This window comes from Streptomyces sp. NPDC048248 (genome assembly GCF_043201875.1).
In the GTDB taxonomy this organism is placed as follows: Bacteria; Actinomycetota; Actinomycetes; order Streptomycetales; family Streptomycetaceae; genus Streptomyces.
Genome location: NZ_JBICZL010000009.1, coordinates 105671 through 125134, shown reverse-complemented (window position 1 = coordinate 125134; position 19464 = coordinate 105671). Strand labels below are relative to the sequence as shown.

General features: G+C 70.0%; 16 protein-coding genes. 11 read left to right on the top strand and 5 right to left on the bottom strand.

Annotated features, from left to right (window positions below):
* Positions 1–103 precede the first annotated feature (103 nt).
* Positions 104–871: an RDD family protein gene (locus ACGFZW_RS20855; protein ID WP_393894643.1), complete on the bottom strand. Its 768-nt coding sequence runs from the start codon at positions 869–871 to the stop codon at positions 104–106.
* A gap of 231 nt (positions 872–1102) precedes the next feature.
* Between ACGFZW_RS20855 and ACGFZW_RS20850 the strand changes: the two genes are divergently transcribed.
* The 3 genes from ACGFZW_RS20850 to ACGFZW_RS20840 all read left to right on the top strand — a co-directional run bounded on the left by ACGFZW_RS20850 (position 1103) and on the right by ACGFZW_RS20840 (position 3937).
* Positions 1103–1957, top strand: coding sequence for a bifunctional methylenetetrahydrofolate dehydrogenase/methenyltetrahydrofolate cyclohydrolase (locus ACGFZW_RS20850; RefSeq protein ID WP_393894642.1), 855 nt, complete (start codon positions 1103–1105; stop codon positions 1955–1957).
* A gap of 50 nt (positions 1958–2007) precedes the next feature.
* The gene (locus ACGFZW_RS20845) at positions 2008–2433 is read left to right on the top strand and encodes a DUF3017 domain-containing protein (RefSeq protein ID WP_393894641.1); all 426 of its coding nucleotides are present in this window, start codon (positions 2008–2010) and stop codon (positions 2431–2433) included.
* 514 nt (positions 2434–2947) lie between these two features.
* Positions 2948–3937, top strand: a complete 990-nt coding sequence (locus tag ACGFZW_RS20840; protein ID WP_393894640.1) for a malate dehydrogenase — start codon at positions 2948–2950, stop codon at positions 3935–3937.
* Between the two features lie 89 nt (positions 3938–4026).
* Here ACGFZW_RS20840 and ACGFZW_RS20835 read toward each other — a convergent pair whose 3' ends face one another.
* Positions 4027–4977, bottom strand: a complete 951-nt coding sequence (locus ACGFZW_RS20835) for a transporter substrate-binding domain-containing protein (protein ID WP_393894639.1) — start codon at positions 4975–4977, stop codon at positions 4027–4029.
* A gap of 36 nt (positions 4978–5013) precedes the next feature.
* Positions 5014–5718, bottom strand: a complete 705-nt coding sequence (locus tag ACGFZW_RS20830; RefSeq protein WP_393894638.1) for a hypothetical protein — start codon at positions 5716–5718, stop codon at positions 5014–5016.
* A 610-nt stretch (positions 5719–6328) separates the two neighbouring features.
* On the opposite strand from ACGFZW_RS20830, the gene ACGFZW_RS20825 reads away from it, so the two are divergent.
* From ACGFZW_RS20825 to ACGFZW_RS20795, 7 genes are all read left to right on the top strand, one after another.
* Complete coding sequence (locus tag ACGFZW_RS20825; protein ID WP_393894637.1) at positions 6329–10543, top strand: amino acid adenylation domain-containing protein; 4215 nt, start codon at positions 6329–6331, stop codon at positions 10541–10543.
* A 59-nt stretch (positions 10544–10602) separates the two neighbouring features.
* Positions 10603–11598, top strand: coding sequence for an aldo/keto reductase family protein (locus tag ACGFZW_RS20820; protein ID WP_393894636.1), 996 nt, complete (start codon positions 10603–10605; stop codon positions 11596–11598).
* Between the two features lie 136 nt (positions 11599–11734).
* Positions 11735–12892, top strand: coding sequence for an SRPBCC family protein (locus ACGFZW_RS20815; RefSeq protein ID WP_393894635.1), 1158 nt, complete (start codon positions 11735–11737; stop codon positions 12890–12892).
* A 114-nt stretch (positions 12893–13006) separates the two neighbouring features.
* Positions 13007–13327: a DMT family transporter gene (locus ACGFZW_RS20810; RefSeq protein ID WP_393894634.1), complete on the top strand. Its 321-nt coding sequence runs from the start codon at positions 13007–13009 to the stop codon at positions 13325–13327.
* Between the two features lie 237 nt (positions 13328–13564).
* Positions 13565–15436 carry a hypothetical protein gene (locus ACGFZW_RS20805; RefSeq protein WP_393894633.1) on the top strand — a complete coding sequence of 624 codons (1872 nt, stop codon included), beginning with the start codon at positions 13565–13567 and terminating at the stop codon, positions 15434–15436.
* Positions 15423–15794 carry a hypothetical protein gene (locus ACGFZW_RS20800; protein WP_393894632.1) on the top strand — a complete coding sequence of 124 codons (372 nt, stop codon included), beginning with the start codon at positions 15423–15425 and terminating at the stop codon, positions 15792–15794. Before ACGFZW_RS20805 ends, ACGFZW_RS20800 begins: the two co-directional genes overlap by 14 nt.
* A gap of 2 nt (positions 15795–15796) precedes the next feature.
* Positions 15797–16654 carry a hypothetical protein gene (locus ACGFZW_RS20795; protein ID WP_393894631.1) on the top strand — a complete coding sequence of 286 codons (858 nt, stop codon included), beginning with the start codon at positions 15797–15799 and terminating at the stop codon, positions 16652–16654.
* Positions 16655–16690: 36 nt separating this feature from the next.
* Here ACGFZW_RS20795 and ACGFZW_RS20790 read toward each other — a convergent pair whose 3' ends face one another.
* Both ACGFZW_RS20790 and ACGFZW_RS20785 read right to left on the bottom strand, forming a co-directional pair.
* Positions 16691–16900 carry a DUF5988 family protein gene (locus ACGFZW_RS20790; RefSeq protein ID WP_393894630.1) on the bottom strand — a complete coding sequence of 70 codons (210 nt, stop codon included), beginning with the start codon at positions 16898–16900 and terminating at the stop codon, positions 16691–16693.
* 57 nt (positions 16901–16957) lie between these two features.
* Positions 16958–17575, bottom strand: coding sequence for a dihydrofolate reductase family protein (locus ACGFZW_RS20785; protein ID WP_393894629.1), 618 nt, complete (start codon positions 17573–17575; stop codon positions 16958–16960).
* A gap of 266 nt (positions 17576–17841) precedes the next feature.
* On the opposite strand from ACGFZW_RS20785, the gene ACGFZW_RS20780 reads away from it, so the two are divergent.
* Complete coding sequence (locus ACGFZW_RS20780) at positions 17842–19350, top strand: aldehyde dehydrogenase family protein (protein ID WP_393894628.1); 1509 nt, start codon at positions 17842–17844, stop codon at positions 19348–19350.
* Positions 19351–19464: the final 114 nt, after the last annotated feature.

Below are 19464 nucleotides of genomic sequence, written 5' to 3'. Positions count from 1 at the left end.
GGGGTGGGGGGGGGGGGGCGGGGGGGCGCGGGGGGGGGGGGGGGGGGGGGGGGGGGGGGGGGGGGGGGGGGGGGGGGCGCCGCCGCCCCCCCCCGCTTCCGGCTCACTGGGAGCGGACGACCACCGTGCCGACGATCTTGTCGGCGAAGGTCTGCGACTTGTCATCCCACAGCGGCCACAGGTAGCCGATGGAGCAGGGGAGCGAGTCGAGCATGTGGCACAGGCGGCGGACGAAGGCCATGCCGAAGCCGATCGGCTGACCGGTCGTCTCGCGGACCAGGCGGATGTTCAGCGCCTTCTTGCCCGGGGTCTGGCCGGTGGTGCCTTCCTTGTAGAGCAGGAAGATGCCGGCCGCGAAGCCGATGACACCCGCGAGGAGGATCATCACGATGGCGCCGCCGGTCATGCCGCCGCTCGACGCCGAGGCAGAGTCGATGGCGTCGCTGATGCACTGGGTGTCACCGGGCGGGCAGCTGGAGGTGTCCGGGATGGAGGACGAGGCCGCGCCGGCGGACATACCGATGGCGATGAAGTACAGGATCATCGGGATCAGACCCGCGATCAGGTAGTCGATGAGGAACGCGCCCACCCGCGCACCCCAGCTCGCGTAGCCCTGCGGCATGCCCATGCCCGGCATGCCGGGCATACCGGGCTGGCCCGGGTAGCCCTGCTGCTGCGGGTAGCCGTACTGCTGCGGGGCCTGCGGCGCCTGCTGGGGGTATCCGTACGGCTGCTGCGGGGCCTGCGGCTGCTGCGGGTAGCCGTAGCCGGGCTGCGCCTGCGGCGGGACGGGCGGCTGCTGGCCGTACGGGGCCTGCGGCGCCTGCTGAGGCTGCTGGCCGTAAGGGTTGTTCGGGTCGCCGAAACTCATCTGCTGTTTTCCTCCGTTGGGTCAGTGGGGGACGACGCGGCGTGACTCGGAGGAAAAACAGGTTTCACTGGCCCGCCCCCGACGATGCCTGCGGCACTGCGCGTCAATCCTTCTAGTTGCGCATTGAGTCTGTCCAGTCAAGGCCGTGAGGCGTTGTCCAAGTGCAATGATCCATTGTCGCCTGCGCGCCCTGATTGGAACCCACCCACCCCCATCCGGGAGGATGGGGGTATGACTGCCCAGATTCTCGATGGCAAGGCCACCGCCGCCGCGATCAAGTCCGAGCTCGTTGCCCGCGTCGAGGCGCTGAAGGCCAAGGGCGTGCAGCCCGGCCTCGGCACCCTGCTGGTCGGCGACGACCCCGGCAGCCGTTGGTACGTGGGCGGCAAGCACCGCGACTGCGCCCAGGTCGGCATCGCCTCCATCCAGCGCGAACTCCCGGAGACGGCCACCCAGGAGGAGATCGAGGCGGTCGTACGGGAACTCAACGAGGACCCCGCCTGCACCGGTTACATCGTCCAACTCCCCCTCCCCAAGGGCATCGACACCAACCGTGTCCTGGAGCTGATGGACCCGGACAAGGACGCCGACGGGCTGCACCCGATGAGCCTGGGCAAGCTGGTGCTCGGTGTCGCCGGTCCGCTGCCGTGCACCCCGTACGGCATCGTCCAGCTGCTGCGGCGGCACGACGTCGAAATCAAGGGCGCGCACGTGGTGGTCGTCGGCCGCGGCATCACGATCGGCCGCCCGATGCCGCTGGTGCTCACCCGCAAGTCGGAGAACGCGACGGTCACCCAGTGCCACACCGGCACCCGCGATCTGTCCTCGCACCTCAAGCAGGCCGACATCATCGTCGCGGCCGCCGGTGTGCCGCACATCATCAAGCCCGAGGACGTCAAGCCGGGCGCGGCCGTGCTGGACGTCGGCGTCAGCCGGGACGAGAACGGCAAGATCGTCGGCGATGTGCACCCGGGTGTGACCGAGGTGGCCGGCTGGGTCGCACCGAACCCGGGCGGCGTCGGCCCGATGACCCGCGCCCAGCTGCTCGTCAACGTCGTCGAGGCCGCCGAGCGCGCCGCCGGCTGAGCCGCGCGGGACCAGACAGCCGGACCGCACACCTGAAGGGACTGCCAGCCATGGGTGCCGAAGCGCATTCGGACGGAGCGTCCGCACCGCAACGCTCGCGCCGCTTTCCGCAGCTGACCCGGGACACCGCCCGGCCCGAGGGCGGCGGGCGCGCCGCCGCGGGCGACTACCCGGCGCCCGCCCGGCAGTGGCCGCTGCTCACCGTCATGGGCGGTGTCGCGGCCGGACTGCTGCTCGTGGCGTTCGACGCCTTCCGCATCGGATGCCTGCTGATCGGCCTCTCGCTGCTGGCCGGCGCGGTGCTGCGGTGGGCGCTGCCCTCGGTGGGGATGCTCGCGGTGCGCTCCCGCTTCACCGACATGGCGACGTACGGCCTGCTCGGCTTCGTCATCGTGATGCTGTCGCTGATGGTGCAGCCCAAGCCGTGGGTGCACATTCCGTTCCTGGACGACATCGTCCACTTCACGGTGCGGTAGGGACCGGCGCACGGACCCCGGGCCGCGAACGCCTCCCGGCGAGCGCAGGGATCCGGCCGCCGACCCGCGTGAACCGGCCGTTCGCCGGGCGGAACGGCACGTCGTGGCAGCGGCGCGAAAACAGGGGGGAATGTTCGCGGGGATCCCGGGCATGCGACCAACTGATCCCCCCACGGGTGTGGCACAACCCGGCGGCCGCCCGCGCTCCCCCTCCAAGAGCGGGCGGCCGCTTCATGTGCCGGGGCCGCCACCCACCGGCCACTCCCAGGGGCCACGCCGGGCGCCGTGCGGCCGCCGCGGGGGTCTCACGGGGCGGCCGTACCGGGCGTCCAGGGACCACCCGGTGAGGTGTTCCACACCGGCCCGTCGCCTGAGCCGGGGAGGGGTCCGATAGCCTGACGGCCGGGTCTCTTGATACCGAGAGATCTCGATAAGGGCAGGGACACCCACCGCCAGATGGTGGTCCGGGGGCTTGCCCCCAGGAACCCCAGAAAATATCGCGCAGGAGATCGCCATGACCCGCACTCCCGTCAATGTCACCGTCACCGGCGCTGCCGGCCAGATCGGTTACGCACTCCTCTTCCGCATCGCCTCCGGTCATCTGCTCGGCGCGGACGTGCCGGTCAAGCTGCGTCTCCTGGAGATCCCGCAGGGCCTGAAGGCCGCCGAGGGCACCGCCATGGAGCTCGACGACTGTGCCTTCCCGCTGCTGCAGGGCATCGACATCTCCGACGACCCGAACGTGGCCTTCGACGGTGCGAACGTCGCCCTGCTCGTCGGCGCCCGCCCCCGCACGAAGGGCATGGAGCGCGGCGACCTGCTGGAGGCGAACGGCGGCATCTTCAAGCCGCAGGGCGCGGCGATCAACGCGCACGCCGCGGACGACATCAAGGTCCTGGTCGTCGGCAACCCCGCCAACACCAACGCGCTGATCGCGCAGGCCGCCGCGCCGGACGTACCGGCCGAGCGCTTCACCGCGATGACCCGCCTGGACCACAACCGTGCGCTCTCGCAGCTCTCGAAGAAGACCGGCACCCCGGTCTCCGAGATCCGCAAGCTCACGATCTGGGGCAACCACTCGGCGACGCAGTACCCCGACATCTTCCACGCCGAGGTCGCCGGCAAGAACGCCGCCGAGGTCGTGAACGACCAGGCGTGGCTGGCCGACACCTTCATCCCGACCGTCGCCAAGCGCGGTGCGGCGATCATCGAGGCCCGTGGCGCGTCCTCCGCCGCCTCGGCCGCCAACGCCGCCATCGACCACGTCCACACCTGGGTCAACGGCACCGCGGACGGCGACTGGACCTCCATGGGCATCCCCTCGGACGGCTCCTACGGCGTCCCGGAGGGCCTGATCTCCTCCTTCCCCGTCACCACGAAGGACGGCAAGTACGAGATCGTCCAGGGCCTGGACATCAACGAGTTCTCCCGCGAGCGCATCGACGCCTCGGTGCAGGAGCTCGCCGAGGAGCGCGAGGCCGTCCGCGGTCTCGGCCTCATCTGAGCCACCCCGGCGGCCCGCGCTGCTGACAGCGGAGCCCGTACGGTCCCGGACCGTACGGGCTCCGCTGTGCGAGCGATCCGATCGTCGCCTCAGCCGGACTTGCCGGGCTCGTCCGACTGGCAGGAGTAGCCCTCCAGTTGCGAGGGGTCGGGCTTGTAGGTGTTCTCGAAGTCGCGGTCCAGTTCGGCGAGCTTCGGGAAGTGGCTGCGGAAGGCGTCCTTCCAGCGGTACTGCAGAAAGTCCCGCAGCCCCTCGACCAGCCTTGCGCAGTCCTTCGGATGGCCCTTGGGCAGGCCGATTCCGTAGCGCTGCAGCTCGCCGGTGGAGAAGTCCTTGATGACCTCCACGTCGTCGTAGACCTCGGCGAAGCCGTACAGCAGCACCCGGTCGGTCCAGACGGCTTCGAAGTCGCCGCGCCGCAGTTCCTCGACGCACTGCCGGTAGTCCTTGCGGGTCTCCACCCGTGCGTCCTTGTGCAGCAGGTTCCGCACGGCCTCGCGGGTCTTCTCGGGGTCGGTGCTGATCGCGGTGCTGTTCGGGTCGGACGTGGAGCCCTCGGCGGTGCAGATCGCCTTGCCCGCCGTGTCGTTGCGGTTCTTGATCCCGGTGTACCCCTTCTTGACCAGCAGCCCCTGCCGGGTGTTGAGGTACGGTCCGGCGAAGTCGACCTTGGAGCGGCGGGAGTCGGTGATGGAATACGTCGCGATGACCAGGTCGGCCGCCCCTCCCGGCCGCAGCACCTCCTCGCGGCGCTTGGACTCCACATCGGTCGGCGAGGCCGTGTAGTTGAGCTTCCTGGCGAGGTAGACGGAGAGGTCGTTGTCGAAGCCCGCGTAGTTGTGCTCCGCGGGGCTGTGCACGTTGAACCCGGGCTGGTCGATCTTCACCGCTACGGTCACGCCGCCCTTGAGCAGCGGCTCGACGGTCGGCTTGGGTGTGGTGCTCCGCTTCGCGTCCGGGGTGCCCCCGGGGCCGCACGCGGTGGCGGCCACGAGCAGGCAGGAGGCCCCGATGAGCAGGAGCCGGGGTATTGCGGTCATCAATCCTCCTGAAGGCCAGGGTGTGGCGCCGCTCCGTCAGTCGCGGAGGCTCGCTTCTTTGACGTCGATGGATACGTGGCAGTGCGCGTCGGTTTCCAGGTCGACGTTGAAGGTGATCGCGGGGGCCGTGGTGTCGAGCGGGAGGTGCACGACGGTCTCCGACCGCAGCCTCGCCGTCACCTCCTGGGCGAGGTCGTCCCCCCAGATGCGGAGGGCGCTGGCGGGGATGCACGGGGAGGCGTCCCCGGCCTCCTGCGCGGCGAAGGTGACCCGCAGGCGGTCGCGTACGGCTCCGGAGGCGACGGTGACCCGCGCCGTGCTGCCCTGGGTCATGGACCGCCCGTCCGTCAGGCGGGTCCTGGCGGTGACGGGCACCGGCCGGGAGTCCTCCTCCGATCCCAACACCAGGGACACGACGACGAGGGCGGCGACGGGGACCGCGAAGGCGAAGGCGATCTCGGAAAGACGGAAGCCGTTGGTCACGGACTGCAGCAGGCCGACGAGGGCCGCGCAGAGCACCGCGACGCCTCCGACCAGCCCGATGCGCACCTCGCTCGAACCCCAGCCGGTCGCGAACAGGACCAGGAACACCAGGGCGAACAGCAGGCTCAGGGCGAGCGCCAGCAGCAGGGCGCGCAGCCAGCTGAAGCCGGAGCCGCCCGAGGGCGCGGAAGGGGAAGTGGGCGCGGCGGCGGAGGCGGGCCTGGGCCGTCTCGAACCGCGCGGTCGGATACGTGGCACTGCGGATCCTCCCCCGAGACGCATGAGCACGAGATCCAAGAATCCGTCACAGGCTGCCACATTGGTAGACCAGTTGCTCAAGTTCCCCGCACCGCAGTCGAATTGAAGACCGTCAGGTGGCCGGATCGCGCGCCTTCCGGCCACTGCCGTGCTCTGATCCGGCGTCGTGGCCGACGCGTTTTCTCGCCATCTTCGGCCGAAATTGACTGCAACTTCCGGCCGTCTCACCACCCGATCACCGCCATCGAGCAGCGCAGCCGCCCCGGCCCGAGGGTGACCTGATCGAGCCCGCGCCGATGTCCGTCGATGCGGGTGTTGCCCTGTTGTTCTCGCCCCCGCAAGGCGACGCGGCCACGGCGGTCAACCTCGCCGGATTCGCTGTACCGGGTGCCGCTTAGACCTGACGTGCGAGGTTGTCAACCCCCGTATGTGACAGAAGAGTTGGGAGGGACGGGTGAGTCTGGTGCGGCGATGGCCAACGCAGTTACGGTCCTTACCGGGTAAGCCTCTGGGCAATGATTTGCCCGTAACGGGTCGAGGCTGCTCTGTCGCTGAAATCGCACGAAAGTAGGTTGCTGTTGTGACCGTTTCGCGGCCGACGATAACGACTTTGTTCGAAGCATGTGCCGATGCCTCTCCCGACGCGGTGGCACTACTCTCCGAAAACCGCACCTACACGTACGCCGAGCTGAATTCCTGCGCCAATCGACTTGCCCGCTCCCTGGTTTCCCGCGGTATCGGACCCGAGGACTTCGTGGCTGTCGCATTACCCAGGACCGAGCAGATGATTGTGGCCCTCCTCGCCGTTCTCAAGGCGGGGGCCGCGTACTTTGCGATAGATCCACAACAGCCCGCCGAGCGCGTCGCGTTCATGGCAGGCGAGGTGCGGCCGAAACTGGCCTTGACCACGACCGCATCGAATACGGCGGGGCTGGACGACGCACATGTTCCGGCCGTGAGCCTCGATGACCTGTCGCTGTTCGGGGAGAACAGCGAGTGGGCCGACGGCGATCTGACGGATGACGAGCGCATCGCGCCGCTGCGGTCCACCCACCCGATCTACGTGATCTACACCTCCGGTTCGACCGGCCGCCCCAAGGGCGTCGTGGTCACCCATGGCAATCTCGCCAACCTGCTGACCGACCTGGGCGAGCGTTTCGGCCTGTCCTGCGACGACCGGATGCTGGCCACCTCGGTGCTGGGTTTCGACATGTCCGGCGTGGAGCTCTTCCTGCCGCTGGTGAGGGGGGCCGCGATCGTGCTCGCGCCCTCGGGCGCCAACCGCGAGCCGGCGACCGTGGCCGAACTGCTGCGGCAGGGCGTGACCATCGCGCAGGGCACCCCGACATGGTGGGGAATGCTCGTCGAACAGATCCCGGACAGCCTGCGTGGACTGCGCATGCTGGTAGGCGGCGAGGCGCTGCCCCCGGCGGTCGCCACCGCGATGCTCGCTCTCGGCCGTGAGGTCGTGAACCTGTACGGGCCGACCGAGACCACCGTCTGGTCGACCATCGCCCCGCTCCACGAGATCACCGGCCCGCCGCCGATCGGGCGGCCGCTCGCCAACACCCAGGTCCATGTGCTCGGCCCCGACCGGCAGCCGGTGGCCCAGGGCGAGGTCGGTGAGCTGTACATCGCCGGAGCCGGAGTCGCACGCGGCTATCTGAACCAGCCGACCCTGACGGCCGAACGCTTCGTCGACAACCCCTTCGAGCAGGGCGAGTCGCGGATGTACCGCACGGGTGACCTGGTGCGCCTGTCCGCCGACGGCGACCTCGAATTCGTCGGCCGGGCCGACCGGCAGGTCAAGATCCGTGGCCACCGCGTCGAACTCGGTGAGATCGAGACCGCCGTGATCACGCACCCGTTGGTCAGCCAGGCCGCGGTCGAGGTGCGCGCGGACAACCCCGGTGACCAGCGGCTGGTGGTCTATGTGGTGCCGGCCGCCGAGGTGGAGTCGGAAGAGGCGGCACGGGAGAAGGTCGACGAGTGGCAGCAGGTGTACGACTCGGTCTACACCGGCACCGACTCGGCGCAGCCCCCGCTCGGTGAGGACTTCGGGGTCTGGAAGAGCAGCTACGACGGCCATCTCCTTCCGATGGAGCATCTCCGGGAGATCCAGGACGACACCGCCGCGCGGCTGCGGGAGCTGCAGGCACGCCGCGTACTGGACATCGGGGTGGGCGCCGGCCTGACGCTGGCCCGGTTGGCGCCGTCCTGTGAGTCCTACTGGGGCACGGATCTCTCCGCGCCGGTCATCGACAACATCAGGGCCCAGGTCGACAAGGACCCCGCGCTGGCCGGCAAGGTCGAGCTGCGGTGCCAGCCCGCGGACGACCTCGACGGGCTGCCCAGGGACTTCTTCGACCTGGTCGTCATCAACTCGGTGATCCAGCACTTTCCCACGGTCGACTACCTCGTGCGGGTCCTGACGAACGCGATGGATCTGATCCGACCCGGGGGTTCCGTCGTCGTCGGGGACGTCCGCCATCTCGGTCTGCTGCGCAGCCTGAAGACCGCGATCCACCTCCAGCGTGCCGACGAGCGGACGGACGCCGCCGAGGTGCGGCGCGATGTCGAGCACGCGCTTGCGCTGGAAAAAGACCTGATGATGCATCCGGAGTTCTACGTCGCGCTGGCCGACCGGATGGACTCCGTCGAGGCGGTGGACATGCGCCTCAAGCCCGGCCGGTACCACAACGAGTTCACCCGGTACCGCTACGACGTCGTGCTGCGCAAGAAGTCGGGCACGAACGAGCCCGCGGCCGCGTCCCTGGGCGATCTGCCTGTCCTGCGGTGGGGTCAGGACATCGCCGAGCCGGACCGGCTGGCCGCCGCCTTGCAGGGGCGTGCGCCGGCCCCGGTCCGCCTCTCGGGAATTCCGAACGGACGCATCGCCAACGAGATCGCCGCCGCCGACCGGCTCGCGGAGGGCGCGGCCATCGGCGCGGTGCTGTCCGAGCTCCGTGCCGAGCCGCGCGGTGTCGATCCCGAGGAGCTGCGCGTATCGGCGGAGCGCTTGGGATACCGGGCCATCTTGACCTGGTCCGGGGCTCTCGACGGCAGCTTCGACTGCGTCCTGGTCCCCGCTGACGGGCCGGACTTCGCGATGCTGTCCGACCTCTACCGGCCGGGAGCCGAGGAGAAGGAGCCGCTGACCTCCTACGCCAATTCGCCGATGGCGGCCGCCGCGAGCGATCTGCCCACCGCCTCGCTGCGGGCACACCTGGCCAGGACGTTGCCGGACTACATGATTCCGGCGGCCTTCGTACGGCTGGACGCCCTGCCGTTCAACGCGAACGGGAAGCTCGACCGCGCGGCGCTGCCGGCACCGCCACTGGCGCCCCCCTCATCGGGTCGCGCACCGGAGAACTCGATGGAGGAGACGCTGTGCGAGCTCTTCAGTCAGGTGCTCGGGGTGCCACAGGTCGGGGTCGACGACAACTTCTTCGAGTTCGGCAACAGCATCCTCGCCGTCCGTCTGGCCAGCCGGATCAAGCAGCGGACGGGCGTCGACGTGCCCGTACACGAGATATTCGCCAGGCCGACCGCGGCCGCGCTCGCGGCTCTGCTCATCCACCCGGACTCCGGCGGGGAATTCGCCGCCGATGTGGACCTCGTCGAGGAAGCCTTCCTCGACCCGGCCATTTCGACGGTGGGCAGTGAGCCGATGGAGCCGGGCCTGGTCCGTGCTCCGCGCAAGGTCCTGCTGACCGGTGCGACCGGCTTCGTCGGGTCCTTCGTGCTCAGGGAACTCCTCGACAGCACGGACGCGCAGATCTACTGCCTGGTGCGCGCGAGCGAGGACACCGAGGCGGCCGTTCGCGTGCTGGGCAGCCTGCGCGGCTACGGCCTCGCGGACGGTGTGGACGCCGGCCGGATCACCGCGATCGCCGGTGACCTGGAAAAGCCCCTGTGCGGGTTGCCGGAACCGCAATTCGACATGCTGGCCGAGCAGATCGACCTGATCTTCCACAACGGCGCGAGGGTCAATCTGGTCGATGCCTACAGCCGGCTCAGGGCGGCCAACGTCGGTGGCACCCGGGAGGTCCTGCGGCTCGCCGCGAGCAAGCGGGTCAAGCCGATGCACTACGTCTCCGCGACGAGCGCGCTGATCGGGACGGCGAACAACCCGGAGCCCCTGGTGGAGGACCGGCGGGTCGATCCGGATCTGATGCCCGCCGAGGGATACGCGCGCACCAAGTGGGTGGCCGAGGAAATGCTCCGCGTCGCGCGTGTGCGCGGTATCCCCTCGGCGGTGTACCGGCCCGCGCAGATCGGCGGCCACACGGCCACCGGTGCCGTGGGAGGAAACGACGGCCTGTGGCACTACATCCGCGCGTGTGTCGAGGTCGGGGCGGTGCCGCAGGCAGGTGCCGGCTGGACCGAGGTGAACGTGGTGCCGGTCGACTACGTCGCCAAGGCGTATGTGCGGCTCGCGCTGGACCCGGAGTCCATCGGCGGCGAGTTCAACCTGACCAATCCGCGGACCGTGCGGATCCACACGATCATCGACCGGATCCGCGCCGCCGGCCACACCGTCGAGGCCGTGCCGTACGAGGACTGGATGGGCCGGCTCCAGCGGCACGCGGACGCCCTCGACGACGACCGGAACAGCTCGGTACGGGCGACCCTCGTCCTGGTCAGCTCGGCGGTGGATTCACTGCAGCTCGATGATTTCGGCTACGACCGGACCAATACCTCACGCGGTCTCGCCGCATCGGGCATCGAATGCCCGGAAATCGATCACGCCCTTCTCGACCGGTACATCCAGCACCTCGTCGAATCCGGATTCCTGCCCGCACCGAACGGGCGCCAGAGCTGAACTGCCGCCCACCAGGGCGGATACGTCCTGGTGGGCGACGACGACTTCGAGGAGGAGTGATGGAGCACCGTCACGTCGGTAAAAGCGGACTGATGGTCAGCGAGATCGCGTACGGCAATTGGCTCACCCACGGCCAGCAGATCGACGAGGACGCCGCGTTTGCCTGTGTGGGGGCGGCACTTGACGCCGGAATCACCACCTTCGACACCGCCGATATGTATGCGGACACCCGCGCCGAAGAGGTGCTGGGGCGGGCATTGGCACAGCAGCGGCGGGCAGGGCTGGAAATCAGCACGAAGGTGTACTGGCCGACCGGGCCGGGACACAACGACCGCGGCCTGTCCCGCAAGCACATTCTCGACTCGATCGACGGATCGCTCCGCCGCCTGCGGACCGATTACGTGGACATTTACTGGGCCCATCAATACGACGTCGAGACGCCGCTCGAAGAGACGATGGAGGCGTTCCACGACATCGTCCGGGCGGGCAAGGTCCGCTATATCGGGGTCTCCGAATGGCGTGCCGAAGATATCCGCGCCGCGCACCGTCTCGCCCGGGAACTGCGCATTCCGCTGATCGCCAATCAGCCGCAGTACTCCATGTTGTGGCGGGTCATCGAAGCAGAGGTGATTCCTGCCTGCGCGGAGCTGGGCATCGGGCAGATCGTCTGGTCGCCGATCGCCCAGGGAGTGCTGACCGGAAAGTATCTGCCGGGGCAGCAGCCTCCGTCCGGCTCGCGCGGCGCCGATGCGGAGGGGCGCCAGTGGCTCGATCCGTTCATGCGCGACGAGGTGCTCAGCCGGGTGCAGCGACTCCGTCCGCTGGCGGAGTCGGTCGGTTTGACGCAGGCACAGCTCGCGGTGGCGTGGACGCTGCAGAACCCCGACGTGGCCTCCGCGATCGTCGGCGCGTCCAACCCGAAGCAACTGATGGAGAACGCCGCGGTGGCAGGTGTCGGGCTCGACCAGGAGCTGCTCACGCAGATCGACGAGATTCTGGATCCGGTCGTCGAACGGGATCCGGCCCGGACCGCCCGAGAGGACCCGCGCCCGTGACGACCGTGGGAACGCGAGCGTCCGGGACCCATGGGGCCGCGCCGCCAACCGGCCCGGCCTTCCCCGCGGACCACGACCCGAAGAGCACGGTACGCACCGAGATATCCGCTCGCCCGACTGCCGGAGGGGACGCCTGATGACGACGACCACACCAGCCGATTGGCCGCACGCTCCGCTGCCTCTCGACGAACTGAACCGCGTGACGGAACCGTTCGGGAAATCCAGCATGCTGCCCGCCGCGGCCTACACCGCGCCGGAGGTGTTCGCCTGGGAGCAGCGTCACCTCTTCGCCGGCACATGGAGCTGCCTCGGCCGGGTGGAGGAAGTCTTCCCCGAGGGGGCGACCCAGTACGCCAAGCAGGTGGGGACCGTGCCGGTCCTGCTGACCAGGGACGGCGACCGGATCGCCGCGTTCGCCAACACCTGCAGGCACCGCGGACACGAACTGCTCGCCGACGGCTGCTCGTCGAGCAAGCGGGTGGTGCACTGCCCGTACCACTCGTGGACGTTCAAGATGGACGGTTCGCTGCGCACGGCGCCCCGGTTCCCGGATCTGCCGGAGGACCACGGACTGATCGAACTCCCCGCCGAGGTCTGGCACGGCTGGGTCTTCGTCAACGCCAGTGACGACGCCGCGAGCTTCTCCGACTACCTGGGAGCGCTCGCCGGGCATGTCGCCCCGTACGCGCCCGAGCGGTTGAAGCTGGCCGCCACTCGCACCTACGAGGTGGCGGCGAACTGGAAGGTGATCGTCGAGAACTACCAGGAGTGCTACCACTGCCCGCACATCCACCCCGAGCTGACCGCCGTGGCCCCGCCCAACAGCGCCGCCTACATCGCGGACGAGCCGGGAGCCTGGGTCGGCGGCACGATGGACCTGGCGGAGGGCGCGCAGACGATGTCGATGGACGGGCGGGCCGGCGGCGCCATCCTGCCGGGCGTCGACCTGGACAAGGTGTTCTACGCCGCGCTGGTCCCCAACATGTTCATCTCCCTGCATCCCGACTACGTGCTGATCCATCACCTGGTGGCGCAGTCCCCGGGACACAGCCGCGTCGAGTGCTCCTGGTACGCCCAGGACGGGGTCCTCGACGCAAGCCCCGTCGACTTCTGGCACCGCATCAATCTGCAGGACTGGGACGCCTGCGAATCCGTCCAGCGCGGGCTCACCTCACAGCACTACCGGCCCGGACCGTTCGCGCCGATCGAGGACTCCGTGCACCGGTGGGTGTCTCTCATCGGACGCGCATACAGCGGCATGCCGCCGTGGGAGCGGCCGTCCGGCGGTTCGTGACGCCCGCACAGTTACCCGTCCGCGCCGTGGCCGGGTGGGAGGGCCGGTTGGTCCGGTCCTCCCACCCGGCCACCGCGGACATTGCTCTGACCGAACGACAGATTGGGGGCGGCCATGGTCTGGGTGCTGCTGCTGGGCGCCATATCCGCTGAGGTCATCGCCACCTCGTTCCTGAAGCTGAGCGAAGGGCTGACCAAACTGGTGCCGAGCCTGGTGATGGGGTTCAGTTACCTCGCCGCGTTCACGCTGCTGGGCCAGGCGCTCAAAAAGATGGAGCTGGGCATCGCCTATGCGATCTGGTCCGGCCTCGGCACGGCCGCGATCGCGCTCATCGGGATGCTGTTCCTGGGGGAATCGGCGACGCCGGCCAAGGTCATGGGGCTTGCCCTGATCATCGGCGGCGTCGTCCTGCTCAACCTGACCAGCAATCATTGAGCGGGTGGTCCGCGCAGCCGGTCCGGTGGGAACGCGCCGAGCCGCATCCGTGAGCCGACGGCTCACCCGCCGTCTCCGGGCGGCGCGGCGACCGCTCCGTGTCACCGCATGTCCTTCGGCGCTGACACGGAGTGTCGTTCTCCCCTATGCTACGGCTTCCGCACAGCGGCCTCTTGCCGACTCCTGGTCCGCGCAACCAGCCCGCAGTGGTGGCTTGTTGGTGTCTTGGGGGAGACGGTGACGCAGACAGATGTGCCCGAGCGGTCCGGTGAACCGGATGAACCGGGCGAGCCCCCGCGATCAGGCCCGACCGGCCCGGACACCGGCCCGGCTCCCGCACCCTTCCCGGTGACCCCGCCGGGCGCCAGTGAGGCCACCCGGCTGCTGTGCGCCGGCACCTACCTGGACGACGGGTTCCGCGACGCGGTCATCGACGAGCTGTACGTCCATGAGGAACGGTTCGCCGCGCCGTCCCTGGGCATCGACGCCGCCCGGGTCCTTGCGCACGCGCTGCGCGCCCGGCGTCTCCAGCTGGGCTGGGCGGCACTCATCCTGCTGCTGTGGATCGTGGCCGTCCCGTTGTCCTCGGGCCTCGCGTCCTTCTACCTCTTCCCCGTCGTGCTGATGGCTCTCGCCCGTGCCGTCCGCCGGGCGCCGATTCCGCTGTGGATCGCGCGGTTCCTCTCCTTCGTGCTGCGCTGGTACGGGCGGCTGACGCTGACCTTCTTCCTCCTGGCACTGGTCATCAGGGTGTGCGGCGGCGACGGGTTGGCGAACGTATGGGTCATTCCGTCGGGACTGCCGGCCTTCATGACTGGCGACACGCCCGACTACGACCCCTACGACCCCTACGGCTCCTCCGGCGGCAGCGGGTGGCCCGGCGGCCCGCAGGTCGGCAGCCCGGACCTGTCGTCCCTCGGCGGCAGTCACGAGAACTACCTCCTCCTGCAGGCCTGGATCACCCTCGCGCTGCCGCTGCTGGCGGCCGTGGTGGTGGCACTGCGGCGCGGGCAGTTCGCCAGGGTGCTTGCGCGCGAACTGTCCAAGGCGCGCTTCCCCGACGTCATGTCCGACCCCGCGGAGCGCTCCCAGGGCAAGCGCTTCAGCCGGCTGCGGGACCGGGTGCGCACCGAGCAGCACGGGCCGTTGGTGATGTACCGCGCCGCGGACCCGTTCCGCGGTGCCGGCAGCCCGTACAAGACCTGGTCCCTGTCGGTGGAGCTGCGGCCGCGCAAGGGCCGCGAGGTCGCTCCGCTGGACAACAGCGCCATCCTGCAACGCATCGTCCCGCTGGTGGCGGCGCTGCGGGTGCCGTCCGCGCACGGTTCGTTGCAGTCGGCGGGGGCGGTGCGCGACCGGCTGCGCGGGCTGGAGATCGACGAGTGCGTCTTCCTGCCGGCCGAGGGGCTGCCGTCCCGCGAGGCCGCGCCGTACGCGCCGCAGGAGTTCGAGGCGCACCGGGTCCGCGCGGTGGAGGAGGGCGGGGAGACCCGACGGCACTTCCTGCGTATCCGGGTCGGCGGCTGGGGCGAGGGCATCGTGACCACGGTCTTCGTGCGGGTGCACACCCAGGGCGGGATGCTGATGCTGGAGGTCGCGCCACATGTGCTGTGGCCGCTGCGGCAGCTCTTCCAGGATGCCGACCGGCTCGCCCACCTCGATCGCAACCGCGACCCGTTCGGCAAGGCCGTGTGGGCGCTTGCCCGCACGCCCGATTCCGCGGGCCGCGCGGTGGTCACGCTGCTGCGCGGCCTGCTGTTGTGGTGGGGGATGGGCACCGAAGGATACGGCGCGTCGCTGCCTGACGGTCCCGGAGTGTCCGTGCGCGAGCTGGGCTCGTCCGAGGACGCCTCCCTCTTCCAGGACATGGACGTCGCCCGCTATCTGACGACCATCCAGCAGCGGGTGGCGGCCGGGGTGACGACCGCGCTGCGCGAAGCCGGCTATCAGACCGACGAGTTCGAGCAGCGGATCGTCAATGTCGCCAACGGCGGCGTCTACGTCGAGTCCGCCCAGGGGGCGGTCGGCATCGGCGACAACAACAGCATCACCAACAGCGATCAGGGCGGCAGCACGCCGAACGAAGGGAACGGTCGTGACAACAGCTGACGAGCGGGGCGGCAACCACATCGGCAGTGTGCGGGGGGCGTTCGCCATCGGCAACAACAACACGGTGACGAACTACGAAGGCGCCGGAAATCCCGCGGCGGACCCGGCGCAGGCCGAGCTGTTGCGTGCCGTCCGCGCGTTGCGCGGCGAACTGGCCGTCGTGGTCGAGAGCCCACAGACCCTGGCGCTGCGCACCGAACTGGCCGACACGGAGACGGAGATCGCCGACACCGGGGCGGCAGGCCCGGGCCGGCTGGCCCGGCTGCGGACCGCACTGGCCGACGCCGGTACCGTCGTGGGCCTGCTGGCCTCCGGGGCGGCCGTCGGTCAGGCGGTCGCCGCGCTGGCAGGAGGGTGACGATGACGGGCGGTAGCAGTGGCCGCTGGAACGACGAGACGCAGGGCTGGGAGGACGGCGCGCCACCGCCCGTTCGCTATACGGGTCCGATGCCGCCGCGTCCCGACTTCGCGCCGACACCGCCACCGACACCGCCGCAGGCCGACCCGTCGCATCAGAGCGATCCCCCTCAGCAACCCACCCGTTTGTGGCGCCGCCACTCGACGGCGCTCATCGCGGGCGCGGCGGTGGCCGCGATCACGATCGGCGTCGGCGGCGGATGGCTGCTGTGGGGCCGCGACGGGGAACCCACGGCCGATGCCCACCGTCAGGGCACCCACGCATCCGCCCCCGAGGGTGCGGGCGTCACCTCGGGCGCAAGTGAATCCCCCTCATCCGGATCGCCGACGCCGGAGGGTTCCGCGTCGGGCACCGAGGTCCCGGACGGCTACCGCCTCGTCCACGACCGCGCGGACTTCACCACTGTGGTTCCCCGGGGGTGGCAGCGCAGCGAGGACAAGCACGGGGTCTTCTACACCGAACCGGACGACCGCGGCCTGGTGCAGGTCTTCGAGATCACCGGAGGTGCCACCGCGCGCGAGGCGCTGGAGGAGGCGTCACGCAGCAGGTCGGGCGAACCCGGTTACGAGGAGATCAGCCTCGGACCGCTCGGTGAGCCGGCCCCGGGCACGGACGCCACCCAGCTCGTCTATGCGTACGACAGCGACCGCAGGGGCGAGCGTGTCAAGGTCGTCGACTGCGCCTTCACGGCCGCTGACGGCCGGATGTTCGCCGTGCTCGTCCTGGGCACCGCCGCTGACTGGCCGCAGCAGGAGAAGACCCAGCGCATCGCCCTGGAAGCCTTCGCCTCAACCGGCTGACACCCCCGATGGGCGTCCGTTGCCGGACCCGACCTCCTACCCGGGCAGCTCTGTGCGCTCCCACCACTCGTAGACGGGGAATGTGCCGTCCTCGGTCTCCTGGAGCCGTGAGGTCTGGCGGAAGTGCTCGTAGCCGGCGCGGAAGGGGATCTTCAAGTCGGCCCCGGGAGGGTCGACCGGAACAATGCGCTCCGGGAGGTCCTCGGGTCCGCCTTCGAGCACTGCCTTCGTCACCGTGTCAGCCATGGCCGAATTGTCCGCCCGAGGGGGCGGCCGGTGGAGGCGGCTCGCCGACCCCGCGGACTAGCGCGCCGGACGCAGCAGCAGATGGGTGACGCCAGGTGAGGTGAGCACCCGGGTCGACTCCAGCTCGCGCAGGCCGGGCGGCATCGAGCCGAAGAGCGGGACGCCGTCGCCGAGCAGCAGGGGGACGAGGTGGATCTGCAGCTCGTCCAGGAGGCCCGCGGCGAGCAGCTGCTGGATCACCGCGGCGCCACCGGCGACGGACACGTCCTTGTCGCCCGCGGCCTCCTTCGCCCGGCGCAGGGCTTCCTCGATGCCGTCGGTGACGAAGACGAAGGTGGTGCCGCCACGCTTGACGATGTCCGCGTGGGCCCTGTGGGTGACCACGAACACCGGCCCGCGGAAGGGGGGTTCCTCGCCCCAGGGCTGCTCGCCCGCGTCGAACATCCGGCGGCCCATCACGAAGCTGCCGGAGCGGCTGAACGCCTCCTCCATCAGTTCGGACGCGCGGTCCTCCGTGCCGCCTTCCATGCCGTGCTGGGCGCGCCAGCCCTTCAGGCCGACCACCCACTCGTGGAGTCGCTCGCCCTCGTCGCCCAAGGGGTTGTCGACGCTGTCGTTCGGTCCGGTGATGTAACCGTCCAGCGACATCGAGATGTCCGCGAAGACCTGCGTCATGACCCGCTCCTCCTCGTTCGGCCCGGTTCCTCCTCATGATGGCTCGGGCCGGCGTCATCGACGCGGCGACGCGGCCGGAATGCGCTGCGAGGGCGGGCGGCGGCGTACGGCTGTCAACGATACGTACCGGGACATTCAGTCGCACATGGAGTGAGTCGAGTCACTTTCCATGAAGGTTTGGGCATAGGTGGGGGGCGACGGGGGAGGGTTCCCGGTTGCTGGTTGAACCAGTGGCAACGCATCGGTAAGCGGAAGGCAGAACAGACGTGGCGGCAACCGAGACCATTCACGTAGACGGGGTGTGGCTCCCCGCCTCATCCGGCGCCACGCGGGAGGTCCTCGACCCCGCCGACGCGACGACGCTCCAGCTGGTGTCCGAGGGCGGTGCCGAGGACGCCGACGCGGCGGTCGCCGCCGCGCGCCGCGCCTTCGACGGCGGCGCCGGCGCCTGGCCCCGCACGGCCGTCGCCGAGCGCTCCGCGCTGCTGCGCAAGGTCGCCGAGCTGCTGCAGCGCGACCGCGAGACCATCGCGCTGATCGAGAGCCGCGACACCGGCAAGACGCTGGAAGAGGGCCGGGTCGACGTCGACGACGTCACCAACGCCTTCCGGTACTTCGCCGACGTGGTGATGAACGAGAGCGGCGGCCGGGTCGTCGACGCCGGGTCGCCGGACGTGCACAGCGTCGTCGTGCACGAGCCGGTCGGCGTCTGCGCCCTCATCACGCCGTGGAACTACCCGCTGCTCCAGGCCAGCTGGAAGGTCGCACCGGCCCTGGCCGCCGGCAACACCTTCGTGATCAAGCCGAGCGAGGTCACGCCGCTGTCGACCGTGCACCTGATCAAGCTGCTGGTCGAGGCCGGGCTGCCGGCCGGCGTCGCCAACATCGTCACCGGCGCCGGTGTGCCGGTGGGTCAGCGGCTGGCGGAGCACCCCGATGTGGACCTGTTCTCCTTCACCGGTGGCCTGGTCAGCGGCACGAAGGCGGGCGCGGCCGCGGTGTCCGGCGCCAAGAAGATCGCGCTGGAGCTCGGCGGCAAGAACCCCAACGTGGTCTTCGCCGACGCCTGCGCCACCGAAGAGGGCTTCGACACCGCGGTGGACCAGGCGCTGAACGCGGCGTTCATCCACAGCGGCCAGGTCTGCTCGGCCGGTGCCCGGCTGATCATCGAGGAGTCGGTCCGCGACCGCTTCGTCTCCGAACTCGCCCGCCGCGCCGAGAAGATCAAGCTCGGCCGCGGTACCGAGGACGGCGTCGAGTGCGGCCCGCTCGTCTCGCAGCAGCAGCTGGAGAAGGTCGAGGCGTATGTCGCCTCCGCGCTCTCCGAGGGTGCCCAGCTGCGCTGCGGCGGCTCCCGCCCCAAGCCGTCCGACGCACGGCCCGCCACCGGCTACTTCTACGCGCCGACCATCCTGGACGGCTGCCACCGCGACATGAAGGTGGTCCGCGAGGAGACCTTCGGTCCGATCCTGACGGTGGAGACCTTCACCACCGAGGACGAGGCCACAGCGCTCGCCAACGACACCGAATACGGCCTGGCCGGCGCCGTCTGGTCCGCCGACACCGCCCGCGCCCGTCGGGTCGCCGCACGTCTGCGGCACGGCACCATCTGGATCAACGACTACCACCCCTACCTCCCGCAGGCGGAGTGGGGCGGCTTCGGCAAGTCGGGGATCGGTCGGGAATTGGGGCCCACGGGTCTGGACGAGTACCGCGAGAGCAAGCACATTTACGAGAACCTCCGGCCCGAGCCCGTCCGCTGGTTCGCCGGCTGATCGTTCCGGTCGGCTGCGGGCGGGTCGGACCGGCCCGCCCGCAGCCCTATGAGTCACCCCGTCCCCGCAGGTCAGCAGGACGTCCCGCATGTCCCGCGGGTCAGCAGCATCCGC